Below are 18,479 nucleotides of genomic sequence, written 5' to 3'. Positions count from 1 at the left end.
TTTATCTCCTTTGTAAAAAGATACAGTTTGTTTAATAGAGAGTCTACTTGGTATTGATTTGGTTAAAGCGTGCAAGCTTAGCTGCTTTCCTGGTTAATTGCGACAAGATGGCCAATCGATTTTGACGAATATCTTGATCATCGGTCATTACCATAGTATTCTCAAAGAAAGCATCAATAATTGGGCTAAGCGCAAAGAGTTGTTCTAATTGCTGACTTGCAGTCCCTGATAAAACGAGTGACTCTACTGCTTCCGCCAAGGCTTTCTCTTCTTCATTTTCAAAAAGAGCAGAATCAACTGTTTCAGATCCTTCAGCTTTCTCAGACAAGTTGAAAGCACGTGAGAGAGATTCGACAGATGATTTGAAGTTTTCTTCTTTGCTTGCTTCTACAAGAGCACTTACTGCTTCCAACATATCCGCCACGACAAAGTTCGAGCTTGCAAGAACCGCTTCCTTAATGTCTTTTGGAGTTGAACCCATCATCTTATCAACACGAGCCTTGATAAAGTCCATGACCTCTGCTTTATTTCCATAAGTCAAGCTGTCAAATTTCAAAGTGTAAAGGCTATCAATCAACTCATCCATAGCAATGTGCCAACCAAAAGCATCCAAAATACGAACTACACCTTGCGTTGCACGACGAAGGGCATAAGGGTCATTAGAACCTGATGGAATCAAGCCCACTGAGAAGAAACTCAAAATCGTATCCAATTTGTCTGCAATGGCTAGAATGGCTCCGATCTTGCTCTCTGGGAGAGCTCCATCCGCTGATGTAGGCATGTAGTGTTCACGAATGGCAGCCGCAACTGCTGGAGTTTCACCAGCAAGAAGGGCATATTTCTCACCCATAATTCCTTGGAGTTCATCAAACTCACCAACCATCCCTGTCAACAAGTCAAACTTATAAATGGATGCTGCGCGGGCAAGATCAATCGTTTCATCCACTGATAAACCAGCTTTTTCCGCCAAAAGGACGGCAATCTGACCTGTACGAATCATGTGTTCACGAAGGGAACCAATCTTTTCGTGGAAGGTGACGTTGTTTAATTTTTCAACAAGGTCAGAAATAACCAATTTTTGGTCTTCACGCCAGAAGAATTCACCGTCTTCCAAACGGGCAACCAAGACTTTTTCATTACCCTTGATGACATTTTCCAAATACTCTGCATTTCCATTACGAACAGAAATGAAGTTTGGCAAGAGTTTACCATCCTGATCACGAACAACAAAGTAACGTTGGTGTTCCTTCATCGAAGTCACCAAAACTTCTTCTGGAACTTCAAGGTATTTGGCATCAAAACTTCCCATGAAGGCAGTTGGGTATTCAACCAAGTTCAAGACTTCGTTCAGCAAGTCAGCATCAATCTCGATACGTACACCATGTTTTGCCTCGATTGCCTTGATTTGGTCAACAATCATTTGCTCACGTTCACGAGGATCCGCGATTACAAACTGTGCACGAAGGTCTTCTTCATAGCTCAATGCTGACTGAATCTTGGTTTCTTGTCCCAAGAAACGATGACCACGGCTCACACGACCACCCTTGATATCAAGGAAATCCAAATCAAACTCTTGCTCGTCCAAGAGAACTGTCAAAGTGTGTACAGGGCGGATATACTCAAAAGTGTTGTTAGCCCAGTGCATGCTGACAGGGAAAGTCAAGGACTTCAAGACATCTACAACACCTGGAACAATGTTCTCAACTGGTTGGCCCACTTCTTCCTTGGTAACATAGACATATTCTTCACCCTTGATTTCACGGAATTCAATATCTTCAACTGTCAAGCCTTTCCCACGGACAAATCCTTGAGCTGCTTTGGTGAAGTTTCCATCACCATCCAAGGCAATTTTCTTTGCTGGTCCCTTGAAATCTTCTGTCAAATCAGACTGTTTGTCCGCAAGACCAGTCACACGAACAGCCAAACGACGTGGTGTTGAGAAAGTTTGAATGGCTTCAAAAGACAGGCGGTTTTCCTTGAGGAAGGCTGCCATTTTTTCACCTAGTTGTTTTTCACTTGGAGTTACTACGTAGGCTGGTAACTCTTCAAGACCGAGTTCTACTAATAAGTTTTTTGTCATATTTTTTTCTCCAAAAAGTATCTTTTTATTTTCCAGTTTGCCTTATGTGATTGGCACGCAAGCAACCAACTTCGTTGTTTCATTGCTAAAATTGGAGCCAAAAGTCTCCAATTTTGCCTAGTATCCTTAGCTTCACTAAGGATACCTTCATCACTGCGGCAACTGGCTAAGGGCTCACTCTGTTCGCCCATTTTCGCAATTTGTCACTCTCTTTACTCAGCGTCTTCTGCTAAGAGTTTAGCTCTTGTTTCTTCATCCAAGAGTGGATAACCCAGGCGCTTGCGTTCTGCGACAAAGGTTTTGGCTACGACACGGGCCAAGTTACGGATACGAGCGATATAGCCCGCACGCTCGGTTACAGATACGGCACCACGCGCGTCAAGCAGGTTAAAAGTGTGTGAACATTTGAGAACATAGTCATAGGCAGGATGAACCAAGCCCTCTTCCAAGGCACGACCAGCTTCCTTTTCAAACTTATCAAAGTTTTCAAGCAACATTTCTTGATCCGAAATTTCAAATGAATATTTTGAGTGCTCGTACTCAGGCTGGATGAAGATTTCTCCATATTTTACGCCATCGGCCCACTCGATATCATAGACAGAGTCCACTTCTTGAATGTAAGAAGCCAAACGTTCCAAACCATAGGTAACTTCCGCAGTCACAGGGCCAGTTGCCAATCCACCAACTTGTTGGAAATAAGTGAACTGAGTGATTTCCATCCCATCAAGCCAAACTTCCCATCCAAGACCAGCTGAACCAGTCGATGGATTTTCCCAGTTATCCTCAACGAAACGAATATCGTGTTCCAAAGGATTGATTCCCAATTTTTCCAAAGATTCAAGGTAAAGTTCCTGAATATTTGATGGAGATGGCTTCATAACCACTTGGAATTGGTGGTGTTGGTAGAGACGGTTAGGGTTTTCCCCATAACGACCGTCAGCAGGACGACGTGATGGCTCTACATAAGCCGCATTCCATGGCTCAGGCCCGATAGCACGAAGGAAAGTGTAAGGACTCATCGTCCCCGCACCTTTTTCATTATCATAAGCCTGCATAAGCATACAACCTTGGTCATTCCAAAATTGTTGCAAGGTAAGGATGATCTCCTGGAAAGTCAATTTTTTAGACATTGTTTACTCCTTTTTTTATAAATTCTTGTGACTTTGGATACAAAAAGAACCGTGTCTTTACTCCTAAGTCTGTGACCTAGGGGCGTCAGAAACGCGGTTCCACCCTAATTTATTACTTCATTGTTTTAAAAAATACGACAGAAAGCGCCAGTTTCTTACCTTGTCCTACTTGGCTCCCACTATCCCAAGCTCGCTTGAAGAACGCCATAAGACTTTCTTTCCTAGCTAGTATTATAGCAGATTTCCTAGCTAGTGTAAACCAAAAATGAGTCTGAAAACAAAGTTTCAGACTCATTTATCAGTAAAGCTTCAGAAACTCCTGTTTAAGGATGTCTTCTTGCTTTTGGTTTTTTGCCATGCAGATTTCTCTTGGCTTGTTTCAATGCTGTAATGGCATCTTTGACATCTTCTTGGCTCGCTCCTGGATCATTTAAGAGTTCCTGTGCTTCTTTAAAGACTAGAAGATAAGCTGCTTTTTCTTTCTTATCTGCATAGATAAATCTCGCATTCTTTTCTTGGAAGAGACGTTCATCCTTGACCAGTTTCTTTAAACTAGAGAAGTCTGTGGCCTTGCCATTTAGTTTGCTTTTAGCTGTTGCTAGGACAATGAGAGATTGGTCAATTTGATCCTGTTTGACTTTAGGATCCACAGCAAGTAAGGCGATTTCTTGGAAGGCACGATCATAAGCTCGACGTACTTTTTCCTTGGCATTAGCATATCGTCCAGTTTTAGTCGTTGCATAGTAAGCTTTCATAGCTTCTTTCAAGGCTGCCACGTTCGAATCTTTTCCATCCAAAGCCTTACCAGCAGCTTCAAGACTAGCGAGAACTCCATCAATCAATTCTTGTTTCAACTTGCTTGACAAGGCTGACCGCGCCACTTGGAAAGCTTGGTCATAAGCTTTTCTCTTATCTGCACTACTATTAAAGTAACGAGACGTTTCTACCAGTTCTTTTTGTTGATTTACCGCAGCAATCAAGGCCAACTTAGACACAACAGATAGGCGCAAAGCATTATTTCGACCTGGATGAACGAGCAAGGAAACGAGATTTTCAAGGAGTTCATATCCAGTCGGTAAGCCGATCTCTACAGTATAACGACCTATAGCAACTTTCTTACCGAAGGCGTATTGACCGTATTTTTCAGCAGGAAGAGTGATACTTGTCCCATCTTCTCCTTTCAGAACTACTGTAGTTGTCTTTGGAACTGCTTGATTGAAGGAAACAGATACTGGTGCATACTCTAGGAGTTTTGCTAGGAAGGTAATGGTTTGGAAACTATTTTCTTCCGTCAGGTCAAACTCTTGGGACAAGGCACTGATAAATTTCAATTCTGTTCGGTCATAACTGAAAATTTCTGCCGTATAATGACCAAACTGTAAGAAATGAATCGCTTTTGACTTGTCGACATCAACATATTGCCCCTCGCTATTTTTAATTCGATAGACGTAGAGGGTATCAATATCTTGGTTTGTTTTCGCATCCTTCAAGGCGATTTTCACTCGACCACTATTTTGATCGCGCACAAGTTCAGCAAGCGAGATATAGTCTACATTTCCTGCATAGTCCTCTACAAGATAGTAAATATTAGCCTTGTCAACATCCTTAGGAAGTGTATAACTACCGTCAGCATTGGCCTTGATTAGATGGGTGTTTTCAAACGCACGCATTCCAGACTGGTCTTTCCCAGTTAGAACCATGGTCCCTTTCTGGTCAAATGGTGTAATATAGAAGACTTTTTCTGAAAGGATACCGCCTTGACCAACGTCTTTTGGTTTGCGAGCTACGAATTCTTGATTTCCATCTTTAAAGCGAATATATCCACTTGTGATGACAGGTTTTTGAGTATCAATTTGAATTTTAAAGGTCGTGTATTGTTCTTTGGCACCTGGAACGTCTGGTGTATAACTGATAACATAGTCATATAAACCATCCGCAACGGTATTGCCATCAAAATCTTGACCTCTCCAAGCAGTATTATCTAAAATATAGCTCTTCAGATTTCTACTGTCTCCATCAAAATAATTCTTACGGAGATCCCTTGCATCGCCCTCCCAAATAGGATGTTCATGCTTGGTATCCGTAGCTGCATAAACTGTTGCCCGAAGATTTACAAGATTTCTCAAAGCAACCGTTTTGTATTCAACCAGATCTTTGTTTCCATCATCGTTTGGAGAAATGGCAATACGGACATTCCCTTTTTCATCCAACTGAAGAACATGCTTACCTTCAGCATTTTGTTCAATCCCAAGAACGGTAATTCTGCGTCCTTGGCGTTGGCCTTGAGAAACAAGAAGGTCATTTTGCAAGGTTGCTAGATAGGTCGCATCATTAGAGTAGTTAACTGCAGGATTTTCCTTGTCTACTTCCGTGTAAAATCCGTTTTTCCCTTCTCGAACAAGGTTGTAAATTGGTTTTTCGACAGCGGGGAGATTTTGGAATTCACCTCGGAAGCCCATAAATGCAAGACTTACAATATCCCCATCATCTGCTGGATCTACAAAGCGAACAAACCCTTCAAGGAAATAGCCATTTGGCATTTGTTTGCTGAGTTCAGCAGCAAATTTTCGAGCATCCACTTTAACAGTGACTGTTTGACTGCTGTGGGCTTTGACCGTCACTTCAGGCCAGACTGTCTCCGTTAGTTTTCGAGGTCGAAGGGTGAATTTTCCATCTTGGACTTCATCTGTATTGGTATTCACCACCATCTTGAGAGTACGGTCAGTATCTGAAATATTGTGTACAGTGACCTTGAAAGTAAATTGGTCTCCAACATTTCCTAAAGTCACGCTTGGATAACCATTTTCACCCGTTACATAGAGGTCGGTTGAAACTGCAGCAGCTGTATCCACAATACCAGAACCTTGCTGACGAGGAGAGGTATAAGTGCCTGTGTCCTTATTAACATGTGGTTTTGCAGTTGACATGATCAAGGCCTTGACAGTCTCTGATACTTGCTCAGGAGTCAATTCTGGATGGTGTTTTTGAAGGTATTCCTTAACCAGAACTGCAACACCCGTAACGTGAGGAGCCGCCATACTGGTTCCGCTGATACTACCGTAGGTATTGTCATTAAAGGATGAGTAGATATTGCCACCAGGAGCTGTTACGTCTGGTTTCAATTGTCCATCAGTAGTCACTCCCCAACTTGAAAAGTCAGATAGCTGATTGGCTACATCAGAAGGGCGATTATCCATCTTGTCATTAAAAACAATCTTATATTTTCCTGATTTTAAGGCTTCACCATACTGTTTAGAAATGAATACAGAAGGAATTTTCTTTGCTTCATCATCAATAGCCATATTGATGTTTGCGCCCTCTACATTATTGTAGATCAAAGCACCAACTGCACCGTGTTTTCGTGCATTTTTGATCTTCTCTGAAAAGTTCATGGCTCCACGCTGAATGAGGGCCAGTTTCCCAGTTAAATCCAACTTCGCAAAGTCTTCTTCACGACCTAACCCTGCTTCGACATATTCATACTCTTTTCCTTTTTCAAAGTCCTTATCTGCCTCAGGTTGATTATAATCAAATTTTCCGTTATGAAGGCCGGCATTTCCCTCTAGACCTTTGACTTCAAAAACCGCTGTTGTCAATGTTTTGTTGTTGACAGAAGCAACTGAAATTGAGTCTTCAACAGTGGATGGATTTCCAACTAAGCCATAGTCTGGGTTTTCAGCTAGTGGTTTTGAATAACCATTTCCGAATGTATTGCTATTTCCTGCTGAGATAAGAACAGAAACTCCCTTGGCACGAGCCCGTTTGATAGCATCCACAATATCAGAACCAGCATCTACCATAGAACCAGTGCTAGATCCCAAACTCATATTAATAGCATCTGCTCCCAAGGCAACTGCGTCATCAATCGCCTTTACATAAAGAGCCGAACTGGTCGTCTTTTGGCGATCTGAAAAGACACGCATAAACATGACTTGGGATTCTGGTGCAACACCATAGACCTTTTCACCATTCGGTGCTTCTTTATCAGGGTTTCCAGCTGCAATCCCTGTTACGTGCATCCCATGAGAAGTTCTTTCTGCTTCTTTGATCTTATTTGTTCCGTCAAAGTAGTCATAGGCATAGACAACCTTATCGCTATACCATTTACCGTAGTCGATTCCAGCAGCCTTTTTAGCTGCTTCGATGGCTTCCTTGTTTTTAAATTTTGCTTTTGACGGATCCGAAATTCGAAGAACCTCATGATTCAAATCAAGCCCAGAGTCAATTATGGCAACAACGGTCCCTGTCCCCTTGTAACCAGCCTTCCAAGTTTTCGGTACTGTGATGATATCATTGCTTGAAAGACTATTTGGTTTTGCAGACTCAGTTTTTTCTTGTTCTTTTTCAGTGGTTGTTGTTTCTCCAGTAGTTTTAGGAGCTGTCGTTGCTTGAGTCTCTTTTTTCTCTATGGTAGAGGCCTTCTCAGTGGCAGGCGCAGTAGTCGTATCGACTGTTGTTTCTTTTTGGACGACACCTTGATTTTCTTCATTTGCAACTGCGCTATCTTTTCCTGATTCTTGAGATTCGACAGTTTTATCAACTGGGGCTTCTACCCTAGCATCTTGTTTACTAGCATCCTCTTTAGAAGTTTCAACTTCCTGTTTCTCTCCAGCTACTGGAGCTATCACATTAGTATTGGTTTGGTCAGTTGAAGAGCTTGAGTGTTTATCATCTTTTATCTCTGTCTTGATTTCCTGAGTTTGAGCTTGATTTTCACCTGTACTCTGCTCATTGGCATTAACTTGACTTGCTCCAAAAACCAAAGCAGTCCCCAGCAAAACTGAAGCAAGACCAAATTTGTATTTCCGTAATGAAAAACGTTGTCGTCTATCCATAAATAATCTCCTTTTTCTTTAAAGTATACCCATTATAACGCAAATAATCAAAAATTTTCATAAAAATCTGAATTGTCACAAAAATGTAATATTTGCGTATGTAATGTTCTTATTTAGTTTTATTGTTCGTGTTATTTGCTATATCAAACCGATATTTTCTGGATTCATTCATTTATTTCAACTTCTGAAACTATTTTATTATGCAAATAATTTGGATTTTTCTACCTTGAATTGTCAAATTAAGTGCACATTTTCTTCATAGAAGACTTCATAAGGAGTTTTCCAGTTAAGACATTTGCGTGGCCTATTATTAAGTTTGTTCTCCCACAGCTGAATGGTGTGCTCATCAACGAATGTTAAATCACTTCCTTTTGGAAAATATTCTCTTAGTAGTCCATTCGTATTCTCATTAGTCCCTAGTTGCCAAGGTGCATGAGGGTCAGGAAAATAGACCTATACCTTTAATTTGTCAGTCAAGTCTTGATGATTCGTGAATTCTTTTCCTCTATCTGGAGTGACGGTTTCTTCCGGTAAGGGCTCCAACATTTGTACCATAGCCTCTATGACAAGTTTGCTTTTCTTGACAGCTACCTTCTGAATTTTTAGAAAACGAGAATAGCGATCCGTTAGAGTCACTAAGCAAGCTTTTCCAGTTTTACCTGTAACCGTATCTGCTTCCCAATCACCGACCCTAGCTCGCTTGTTTGCTTCTTCGGGTTTTTCGTGAATGGTATGAGAAATAGAAATTCGCCCTCTTTTTCGACATAACCTTTTGTATGACGTGTTTTCCCACGATGGCGGAGCTTGCGAAGGACACCACGAGCACCATGTGAAAGCCTGTTGTCAAAGTGACCGCGATAGATGGCTCTATAGATTGTTTGATAACTAATAACAGCTTTTCCATACTCTAATCGTAACCGACCTTCTATTTCTTAAGGATACCATTGATAATCGAGAAATAGATGTTTGATGGTATTACTCAAATTGTGGTCTATTTCAAGCATCCGTTTCCGCCCACAGTGTGATTTAGCAATATGGTAAGATTCCTGTGCCTGATTGGGAGAATAACTTCCTGATTTTGTATGTCGTTTCCACTCGCAACTAATAATCTCATTAAACTCATCAAACGAAATGCCTTTGGTTTTCGGAACTTTGAAAACTTCAAAAAACAGATTTTCATCACTCTGAACATCAAAAAAGAAAGGACAAAATTTGTCCTTTCTCGATCTTAGCTGACTTCAACCCACTACAGTTGACAATGAGCCTTTAAAAGTTATTTCACCTAATATAAAAGTATTCACAGCTAAAGAATAGTCTGATATTGTCCTAAATCAGACTGATTTGCTGCTTCTTTCTGTTTAGAAAGAGCCTCATTCATCTCTGATGAATGAGCAAGGACACTTTGAATCTTCTCTACCATGCCTGAAACATTTTCTGCTGGGTAAATGTGACTATCTGCAGTAAATCGATGGCTATGACAAGTGTTTGTGAAGCTGAGAATCAACATATTGTTCTCAAAGGCCGTGCGACAGGCATTAAGGATTTCATCGCTGATATTGATATCTAAATACAAATCACATTTCTCAAAAAGCTCAGTAACTCTAGCTGGGCGGATATTTGGATAAAGCGAAACATTTGCGAAACGATTTAGTCCCATTAAATGACTGGACATTTCTGTAATCGCTCCAATATGAAAATGAACATTTGGTAGCTTAGTCACAAGTTCTTCAATCTGCTCAAGCTGATCACTATTAGTCAAAATCAAGGCTTTCGGATTCATGTTATTAAGGCGTTGATAAGCATAGATATATCCAAGATTGTGGAAATAGTTTTTTTCTTCAGGAGCCACCAAGTTTTGAATTTTCTCATAAGCCTGCTTATCTTGAACAGCAATACGAACGTTTCGATTCGTTAGCTTCATAGCCGCTACCATATTACCTGGTAACTCTTCTCCAATAGGCTCTTGCCAGAAAAGAACATCCTCTGCATAACCATTTTTAGGAGGAAGAGAATAGGCCACAAAGAAAGGAGTCGATAGCGAATTATAAATAATTCGATCTGTATCGTACCCACGATATTGGAGGTAAAAGATAATAAATTCTTGTTTGGATTTAAAGATATGTCGTTTTCCTTCAAGTGTCAGGATAATATCATCCGTCAAATGATTTTCCATAATCACCACGACGTTGCTCTGGTCAAAATAGCGAGTATGGGTCGGACGTTGTGACTTATCATAAGTTATCTGCGCAAAAAGTCGCCCTTTACGATTGTAAATATCTGCTACTCGAACTTGTCCCTCTGAATCCAACCATTCGACAGCCCGAACGCGTCTTTCGTGAGTTGGTTGACGATAAAAAATATTAGCACGTTTCTTACCCATGTCTAGAATTTCGCCATTCACATTACTAGAGCGAATTTCCCATAAGTGAGGTTTTGGAACCAGATTAAAATAAAGAGGTCGACTTTCTGGTGTCTCTAAATCTCCTGTGAAATAACTATAAGGAGACTCAACATCTGGAGCAAGATAACCATCGTCTTGGACAACAACAATGGGACAATCTAGCCCTGCTGTTTTTAGTGAACGTAACAAATCAAAACTTGCCTGATCACATCGTTCAAACAAACAAATCATAGTTTTTATACCTTTCTTTCTGAATACTATTTAGTTTGTCTGAGCAGATTGGACAAGATCAGACCAACGCTGAGCGATATGCTCATCAAGATAAGGTTTGGCTACCTCATAAGATACACGAGACAAATCTTCCTGAGAATGTTGAGTTAATAACTGAACAATCTTTTCCGCATATTCTGTCGTCATGGCGTCCAGATTATCTGGGCGAGCCTTGGGAATCAGGTAGCCATTTTCTCCATCGCGAATAAAGGTCGGATTACCATAACGTACATCAAATCCAATAATAGGCAGACCAGAGCCTACTGCTTCTAGCAAGGTCAGACCAAATCCTTCACTAGTGGATGCAGTCAAATAAGCTGAATAGTTCTTATAAACATCTGTTAGATGATGATGCCCCATTAAACGGATATAATCTCCTGCCTCCAAATCTTCAATCAAGTTCCGAAGCATAGCCTCCTCACTACCAGTACCATAGATGTCAAAAGTGAGCCTTGGCAAATGTTCATGTGCCTTCACCACAGAGCGAAGCAGCCAATCAATGTGTTTTTCACTTACTAATCGAGAAGCTGTCATCACACTAAAAGCCTTCCGTTCCCCCTTTGGTCGACGTAGCTTATCCAAACTCCCCACAGGAATAGTCCATATTTCCTTTGGTTTAATATTTGTATACTGTGCAAACTGCTCTGTGAGAAGTCTTGTCTGAACATCCGTCGAATTGATGATGTAGTCTACCTCATCAGCATATTCAAACTGATACTCGTAATAATTATTCCACAAGATATAGTCTTTTTCTGCAGGATTTTCACTGAAGTGGTCAGCATGAACGATAACAGCTAATTTGGCCTTCCCTTTATTAGCAAAAATCGGTTGCCCAATATCTGTCCCCCTATCCAAAATCAGTAAGTCTTTGTCGGTCAACTCTAAACTTCTCATGAAATGGGCAACAAATTCCTGCTTGGAGTAGAAAACATGATTTGGAAAACGATAGATTTGTGTCTCCTGCTTGCCGTTCACCTCATCGATAATCTCTTCATAGGCTACACTACCATCTTCATTAAGCCAGGTCCGTTGGTAGAGACGAGCACGACCATCTACAGGACTATAATACTCAACAAAGTTCTTGACGTAAGTATAATATTCCTTCTGAATCAGACATCCCCGTGAAACAATTTCTGCTCGATCAATCAACTCATTATCCATATCGCTAGCATAACAAGTCACAAAATCATTGTCTCCAAATATAACTCGGAAAGTTTTATTTTCAGGATTACGGATAATCTCTAGGGGCTCTCTATCAAAACCACCTAAAACGTGAGCTAGGGTGTAGGTCGTGGGCGCAATTTCAACATCAGTGAAATACTGATAAAGCCAGATAACTTCAGAATCTTTGAATCCGATATTTCTGGTCAGATGCTCAATATTATCAGATGAAATAAAATCCATAAAGATGAATTTTGCATCTAAACTCACACTGCGAAATAATCTTGCTCGATAGATTTGAGCATACTCCACTCCACTGCTCGCCCAGCCTATTCCCAGATTGATGTTATAAATTGTCATAAATCATATTCCTCTTACAAAAAGGTATCGTCTTCAACTCTTGAAAGATGTTTGGTATTTTCCTCTTGTTGCTCTTCTTTAGTTAGCTCATTCTCAAAAGAAATGAGGTAATTAACAGGAGCTGAACTTTCTGAACCTGTCTTGGCAGTAATGTTTTCAATCTTTACAACTTCTATTTGAGGTACGGAATCCTTTGACTTCTCTTCCTCTCCTGCAAACAAGTCTAATTCTTCTTGCTCTTCGTCAGCCAAAGAATCTTCAAACAGAGTTGCAGCATCAATTTCTTTATCTAGATTTTCATCTTCTAAAAAGCCATCAACCTGATTTAGAAGCTTCTTTATTTTTTCCTTTTGTAAATGATATAATCTCTCAGCTTCTATACGTTTTTTTGTCAAGATATCAATCTCTTCCAGAATAGATTCGCGTATATCCAGATAATCCTTTTGTGCTTTTTCTAAAACTTCTTTGGCTTCTTGCTCTGCACTTTTATGAGCCGAAATGACAAGTGATTTCGCATAAATAACAGCTTCACCTATTTCTTTTTCTTTATCCTTCATAGAATCAATTTTTTTACGCAAAGATTCGATTTTTTCATTTTTTTTCCGAATTTCACTATAAAACTCTTCCTCCAAGGATTCGATGCAATCGTCAACTTCCTTCGCACGATAACGGCCGAACAATGTTTTTCTAAGTCGCATTCTGCTCCCTCTATTCTTTATTTATATAATATATACCACGATACCCATTGTAGCATAGATTAGCTTGTATTGCCATTATTTTCTAACTCTCACACCCCAAATAACGGCCCATATCTGGACAGTTTATAAAACTATAAACAACGGCTCTATAATATTTGTAGTGGGTAAATTCCCTATGGATATTATGGAGCCTATTTATTGTATCTTGAATTATCAAATTAAGTGCACATTTTCTTCATAGAAGACTTCATAAGGAGTTTTCCAGTTAAGACATTTGCGTGGCCTATTATTAAGTTTGTTCTCCCACAGCTGAATGGTGTGCTCATCAACGAATGTTAAATCACTTTCTTTTGGAAAATATTCTCTTAGTAGTCCATTCGTATTCTCATTAGTCCCTAGTTGCCAAGGTGCATGAGGGTCAGGAAAATAGACCTATACCTTTAATTTGTCAGTCAAGTCTTGATGATTCGTGAATTCTTTTTCTCTATCTGGAGTGACGGTTTCTTCCGGTAAGGGCTCCAACATTTGTACCATAGCCTCTATGACAAGTTTGCTTTTCTTGACAGCTACCTTCTGAATTTTTAGAAAACGAGAATAGCGATCCGTTAGAGTCACTAAGCAAGCTTTTCCAGTTTTACCTGTAACCGTATCTGCTTCCCAATCACCGACCCTAGCTCGCTTGTTTGCTTCTTCGGGTTTTTCGTGAATGGTATGAGAAATAGAAATTCGCCCTACTTTTCGTATGCACTTAACCAATAAAGAGATTCTAGACAAGTTTTTGAGCTATTCAGAAGACTTGAAACACCACTATAATCTCTATCAACTCTTGCTTTTTCACTTTCAGAATAAGGAGCCGGAGAAATTTTTCGGACTCATTGAGGACAATCTAAAGCAGGTTCATCCTCTCTTTCATACTGTCTTTAAAACCTTCCTCAAGGACAAAGAGAAAATCGTCAATGCCCTTCAACTACCCTATTCAAACGCCAAATTGGAAGCCACTAATAATCTCATCAAACTCATCAAGCGCAATGCCTTTGGATTTCGGAACTTTGAAAACTTCAAAAAACGGATTTTTATCTCTCTGAACATCAAAAAAGAAAGGACGAAATGTGTCCTTTCTAGATCTTAGCTGACTTCAACCCACTACAGTTAACAAAGAGCCAAATAAGTTACTTAGGCTTTCTGAACGCAGACAAGGTGTTTTAGAGGAGATGGTAACATTGGCTCAACCTTTGCCAGAATACGAGATTCTTCTCTCTATTCCTGGAAGAGCTGAAACCACAGCGACAAATATTATTGGCGAACTTGGTGACATTCGTCGATTCCACTCTGCCAATCAAATCAATGCTTTTATTGGCATTGAACTCAGACACTATGAATCTGGGGACTTTCTAGCCAAGGAACACATCACCAAACGTGGGAATCCCTATGCCAGAAAGATTCTCTTTAAGTGCATTCATAATATAGCTTCACCTAGCCACACCAACCCTTGTCATATCGCAGACTTCTATGAGAAACGGAAAAGACAATCGCAAGTGACTTCAACCAAACCACACACGATTGCCTCTATACATCGTCTCATCACAACAATGTATTACCTCATAACGCATAACAAACTTTATGATTATACTTCTACCCAAAATCGGTAAAATTGTTTATGCCATATTATTGTAACACCTTATAAAAAATCACTAGATAAGGTGTTGGTTTTGTGTACACTTTTTACACTAAACTTTAGTTTTAAAAAGACAATTTCCTTAGTTGGACTATGAAACTCAAACTATTTTTTATCGAATACCTTGATATGCTTGACAAATAGTAGAAAAGGACTTAGTCCGGTGCAATACAGAACTAAATCCTTTCAATAATTATTTGTCTAACTTTTTAGATAGTATACAAGTCAGGCAACTAAGATTGGCTACAGGCCTTTTCCCACTAAATCATCCATCTTTAAACTATTTACAGTATTTCTTCAATGAATGACTGGACTGTTTATACCTTATAAAAAGTTTATTAGTTCTCTTTTTTATGACGTCCTGCCAAACCAAGAATTGATAGAAGTAAGCCTAGACCTGTCAGCGTTGCAAGGTTGGAACCAACTTGGGATTCACCTGTTCGTGGAAGAGTAGGTGCAGGGCGTTCAGAAGTGAACGGTTTCGTTGGAGGCTCTGGTTTAACTGGAGTATCCGGAGTATTAGGAACTTCTGGAGTTACTGGTGCCGCAGTATAATGTACATCCTTAACAATATTCTCTTGGGTGACTGCTTCAGACGGAACTGTCTCGACATCTACGCTATAGCCTGGAATCACTGGCGATGGGACTGCATCATAGTTTACTTTGTCGCTTGTCCAAGGTGTTGTTGAAACCTCTGTGCCTGTGATTTTATCTTTTGTTACTGTACGAGTCCAAGTCGCTGTTTGCACCTTATCTGCTGGTGTTTGTTCCCCAGCACCGTGGTAACGAACAGTCAAGTTTACATCCTTGCTTTCTTGGATATCAGTTGTACCATGCTTCAAGTGAACAACCACATTTTGATCGTGGCTACTGTCAAGGTCGAACTTAGCTGGAAGCTGGTCTTTAGAAACCAATTCATAACCTTGAGCTAGATAAGCATTCACCATTAAATCATATTTTTCTCGGGCACTGTCTGGAAGAGGAGTATCAGAGCCTCCGCTGGTAAGTACTTCCTTATCTTTCAGCGTTTTTTGAGCAGTGTCGTCAATGATGGTATAGGTTACTTTTTGCTTATCTGCTTTATAGGTAACCGTTTCTTCAATATCTGCGCTATCTCCCGTAATCTGTTCAACGGCTGCTACAGTTGCCTTATCTGGTGTATAACCATCAACAGTTGGAGAAACTACCTCTGGGAAGGTGCTCTCTGACGGACTCCAGACGCCTTCCTGGATGATCCGGCCAGCCACCAAATCCTTGGTATTGGTCCGCTTGAACTCCAGCGTCTGAACCTTAGACTCTGCTGCCTGGCTCGCGTCCTCATAGACATACTGGATCGTCTCGTTCACCGTTTTCGTTTCTTCAACTGGAACCGTCTTATGGCGCAGACGCACCGTGACATTCTGATCCGTCGCATCGTCGGTATCAAACTGAGTCGGAAGAGATTCTTGCGATACCAACTCATAGCCCTGGGCCTGATAGTCGGAGACAACTTGGTCATACTTCGTCTGCGCCTGTGTTGGAACCGCCCCCTTAGAAACGCCCGTTTCCAGCAGCACCCGTTCTGCCAGAGTGCGGCTGTCTGTCTCATCAATGACCGTATAAGTCAGTTGCTGCGCATTGGCCTTGTAGGTGACCTTACGTGCCACATCGTTGCTGGTTGCACTGATGTTCGCAACTGCATCAACTGTCGGAAGATCCGCTGTGTACCCTGCAATTACAGGAGAGGTTACCTCTGGGAAGGTGCTCTCTGACGGACTCCAGACGCCTTCCTGGATGATCCGGCCAGCCACCAAATCCTTGGTATTGGTCCGCTTGAACTCCAGCGTCTGAACCTTAGACTCTGCTGCCTGGCTCGCGTCCTCATAGACATACTGGATCGTCTCGTTCACCGTTTTCGTTTCTTCAACTGGAACCGTCTTATGGCGTAAATGGACTTCAAAGGTTTGAATAGTTTCATCGTACGTCACACCGACGCTTGGATAATTATCTGAAACAACTTCATAGTGTAAGTTTTGGTAATACTGAAGCGTTGCGGCAGTCCTATAGGTATCTGTTTGACCATAATAACCCATCAGCTCTTTAGTCTCTAAAATCTTCTTATTATCGTCATCATCAAGATAAACAACCCTGGCACCTCCTATTGCCTCAATATAATAGTTATATACATTTGTAACCCCCAACCTCACTGTGCCCATTGCATTTTCACTTGACGATACATATTTATAAACTTTTCCATTGAAATGCACCCGTTCTTCATGTGACGCTACATAAGATTCTCCTGTGGGCGTCCCTTTAGGCTTAATTATTTGTGTTTCGGTCAGTTTAGTCGTTGTTCCTTGAATATAATTATCAAGCAATACTGTTCCGGCTGTGTTGTAACTGAAAAAATTATAACTGAGGTCAGGCTTCGTTAAAATAAAAGGAGAAGGTAACCTACTTGTAATTGCTAACCAGTACCCGCTATCAAACTCTGAATCCCTACGCATGGTAAACGAGATAACATCGCCATTATCTATTACACCAGCGATACTAGTCTTATAAAAATCCGGATGGTTATATCTATCTGGGATATTTTGTGTCGGACTACTTGCAGCTAAACGATTATCAGATTGTTTTTCAACATACGAACCAGTTATTTTTACTGGTTTGAAGTTATAGTCTGCTATCCCCTCTTCATGCTTCTTTCCATCAGCACGTATCGTTTTTGACAAACTTGTCAGTGCCAATATAGCTGGAGCTGCTTGCTTAAATTGGATGATATTATTATTCTCGTCATAAAAACGAATTTTTACACCATATCTAGAAGGAGCAGTTAAGTTATAAAAAGTATAAATTCCCTTAGTTGGATCTTTCTCAGCAAAACCGATTATTCCTATCCCATTATTTAAATTTTTTACTTCATAAACAACTTTAGCAATTTTTGTACCATTATAGCTAGAATTTTGTAGATTTGTGTAAGTAGCTGTTATAGTTTGACCTTTGTTAATTTTGGGAATCACAAAATTCCCTGATGCAGAAGTTTTGTATGCAGCTATTGGATTATTAGCAAATGTCCTACCACTACCTATATATTCTTCATATGAGTACGCTCTAGGCGCATCTTGCTGACCGAATTCTGTCGTCCCACTAATTGATAAACTAGCATTCGGCTCACTTTGAAAGTTTAACCCCTGAGTTACAACTTCACTAAGATAACCGGGCTTTTGAGTGTTACTTTGAGCTGTTGCATAATCACTGTTATATTTATCAGTTGACTCTCGTATACTTTGGGCTTGCTCTTTTTCACGAGCAATTGCATCAGCCTCTAAGTTTGCAGCTTCTTCTTGTGTATTAGCTGTTCCAATGTTCTCAGTTGGTTTTTGTTTTACTTCAATATTAGAAGCTTGAGCAGTAGCAATAGCATCTTTTAATTCTTGATTTTCAACTGTTACATTTGGCTGTCCTTCAGCAGGATTCCCAGCAGCTACCATCGAAACAGACACAGGTGCTGATGAAGCTGCCAACGATTTTGCTTCAGCAACTTCGGCTGCAACAGTTTTCGCTTGAACAATCAAGCTGGTATCAGAAGCTTCTGCTACAGGAGCTAAGGCGGTTGTCTTAGTAGCCTTAATTTCATCAGCTACCACACCTTCATGGAAGCTAAACATTGCAATAATCCCAAATATTAGAACTCCAATCGCACCATAAACTTTATTCTTACGGATTGAACCATGTCCCTTTATTTCACCAGTTTTCTTAAACATTAATATATTATATTCCTTTTTATAATTAATTAACTCTCTTGATCTAATTCCTCCTAAAAGAGAAATAACAAGAGATTTTTATGCTAAATCTCAAGCTTTTATCATCACTTATAGTGGCTTCATATT

At 40.3% G+C, this 18,479-nt stretch carries 7 protein-coding genes and 5 pseudogenes; 3 read left to right on the top strand and 9 right to left on the bottom strand.

Features of this window, described 5'->3' with window-relative positions:
* Positions 1-43: 43 nt before the first annotated feature.
* From glyS to M9H69_RS10405, 4 genes and pseudogenes are all read right to left on the bottom strand, one after another.
* Positions 44-2,080, bottom strand: coding sequence for a glycine--tRNA ligase subunit beta (gene glyS, locus M9H69_RS03320; RefSeq protein WP_250315902.1), 2,037 nt, complete (start codon positions 2,078-2,080; stop codon positions 44-46).
* Positions 2,081-2,292: 212 nt separating this feature from the next.
* A complete protein-coding gene (gene glyQ, locus M9H69_RS03315; protein ID WP_000038736.1) occupies positions 2,293-3,210 on the bottom strand; it encodes a glycine--tRNA ligase subunit alpha in 918 nt (305 codons plus the stop codon).
* Between the two features lie 323 nt (positions 3,211-3,533).
* Positions 3,534-8,045 carry a S8 family serine peptidase gene (locus M9H69_RS03310; protein ID WP_250315901.1) on the bottom strand — a complete coding sequence of 1,504 codons (4,512 nt, stop codon included), beginning with the start codon at positions 8,043-8,045 and terminating at the stop codon, positions 3,534-3,536.
* Positions 8,046-8,279: 234 nt separating this feature from the next.
* A pseudogene (locus tag M9H69_RS10405) lies at positions 8,280-9,151 on the bottom strand (IS30 family transposase); the annotation flags it as partial.
* Here M9H69_RS10405 and M9H69_RS03300 point away from each other — a divergent pair.
* Positions 9,143-9,277, top strand: a pseudogene (locus tag M9H69_RS03300) (transposase); the annotation flags it as partial. The pseudogenes M9H69_RS10405 and M9H69_RS03300 overlap by 9 nt on opposite strands.
* Positions 9,278-9,348: 71 nt before the next feature.
* Here M9H69_RS03300 and gtfB read toward each other — a convergent pair.
* The 4 genes and pseudogenes from gtfB to M9H69_RS10400 all read right to left on the bottom strand — a co-directional run.
* On the bottom strand, positions 9,349-10,677 hold the full coding sequence (gene gtfB / locus M9H69_RS03295) for an accessory Sec system glycosylation chaperone GtfB (protein ID WP_250315900.1): 1,329 nt from the start codon (positions 10,675-10,677) through the stop codon (positions 9,349-9,351).
* 30 nt (positions 10,678-10,707) lie between these two features.
* A complete protein-coding gene (gene gtfA, locus M9H69_RS03290; RefSeq protein WP_250315899.1) occupies positions 10,708-12,237 on the bottom strand; it encodes an accessory Sec system glycosyltransferase GtfA in 1,530 nt (509 codons plus the stop codon).
* A 14-nt stretch (positions 12,238-12,251) separates the two neighbouring features.
* Positions 12,252-12,935 carry a hypothetical protein gene (locus tag M9H69_RS03285; protein WP_250315898.1) on the bottom strand — a complete coding sequence of 228 codons (684 nt, stop codon included), beginning with the start codon at positions 12,933-12,935 and terminating at the stop codon, positions 12,252-12,254.
* A 213-nt stretch (positions 12,936-13,148) separates the two neighbouring features.
* Positions 13,149-13,667, bottom strand: a pseudogene (locus M9H69_RS10400) (IS30 family transposase); the annotation flags it as partial.
* Here M9H69_RS10400 and M9H69_RS03275 point away from each other — a divergent pair.
* Together M9H69_RS03275 and M9H69_RS03270 are read left to right on the top strand one after the other, a co-directional pair.
* Positions 13,663-14,064 (top strand): annotated as a pseudogene (locus tag M9H69_RS03275) (transposase); the annotation flags it as partial. The pseudogenes M9H69_RS10400 and M9H69_RS03275 sit on opposite strands and share 5 nt — an antisense overlap.
* Positions 14,065-14,101: 37 nt before the next feature.
* Positions 14,102-14,584, top strand: a pseudogene (locus tag M9H69_RS03270) (transposase); the annotation flags it as partial.
* Between the two features lie 364 nt (positions 14,585-14,948).
* On the opposite strand, the gene M9H69_RS03265 reads toward M9H69_RS03270, so the two are convergent.
* Entirely contained in the window at positions 14,949-18,353 is a 3,405-nt protein-coding gene (locus M9H69_RS03265; RefSeq protein WP_250315897.1) for a mucin-binding protein, read from the bottom strand.
* Positions 18,354-18,479 lie beyond the last annotated feature (126 nt).

Source organism: Streptococcus oralis, from assembly GCF_023611505.1.
GTDB lineage: Bacteria > Bacillota > Bacilli > Lactobacillales > Streptococcaceae > Streptococcus > Streptococcus oralis_CT.
This window is presented reverse-complemented; position numbering and strand designations above follow the sequence as displayed.

Bases quoted from the DNA above. Each gene is read 5' to 3' on its own strand.
- glyS (WP_250315902.1), bottom strand. From the start codon at position 2,080: ATGACAAAAAACTTATTAGTAGAACTCGGTCTTGAAGAGTTACCAGCC.
- glyQ (WP_000038736.1), bottom strand. From the start codon at position 3,210: ATGTCTAAAAAATTGACTTTCCAGGAGATCATCCTTACCTTGCAACAA.
- M9H69_RS03310 (WP_250315901.1), bottom strand. From the start codon at position 8,045: ATGGATAGACGACAACGTTTTTCATTACGGAAATACAAATTTGGTCTT.
- gtfB (WP_250315900.1), bottom strand. From the start codon at position 10,677: ATGATTTGTTTGTTTGAACGATGTGATCAGGCAAGTTTTGATTTGTTA.
- gtfA (WP_250315899.1), bottom strand. From the start codon at position 12,237: ATGACAATTTATAACATCAATCTGGGAATAGGCTGGGCGAGCAGTGGA.
- M9H69_RS03285 (WP_250315898.1), bottom strand. From the start codon at position 12,935: ATGCGACTTAGAAAAACATTGTTCGGCCGTTATCGTGCGAAGGAAGTT.
- M9H69_RS03265 (WP_250315897.1), bottom strand. From the start codon at position 18,353: ATGTTTAAGAAAACTGGTGAAATAAAGGGACATGGTTCAATCCGTAAG.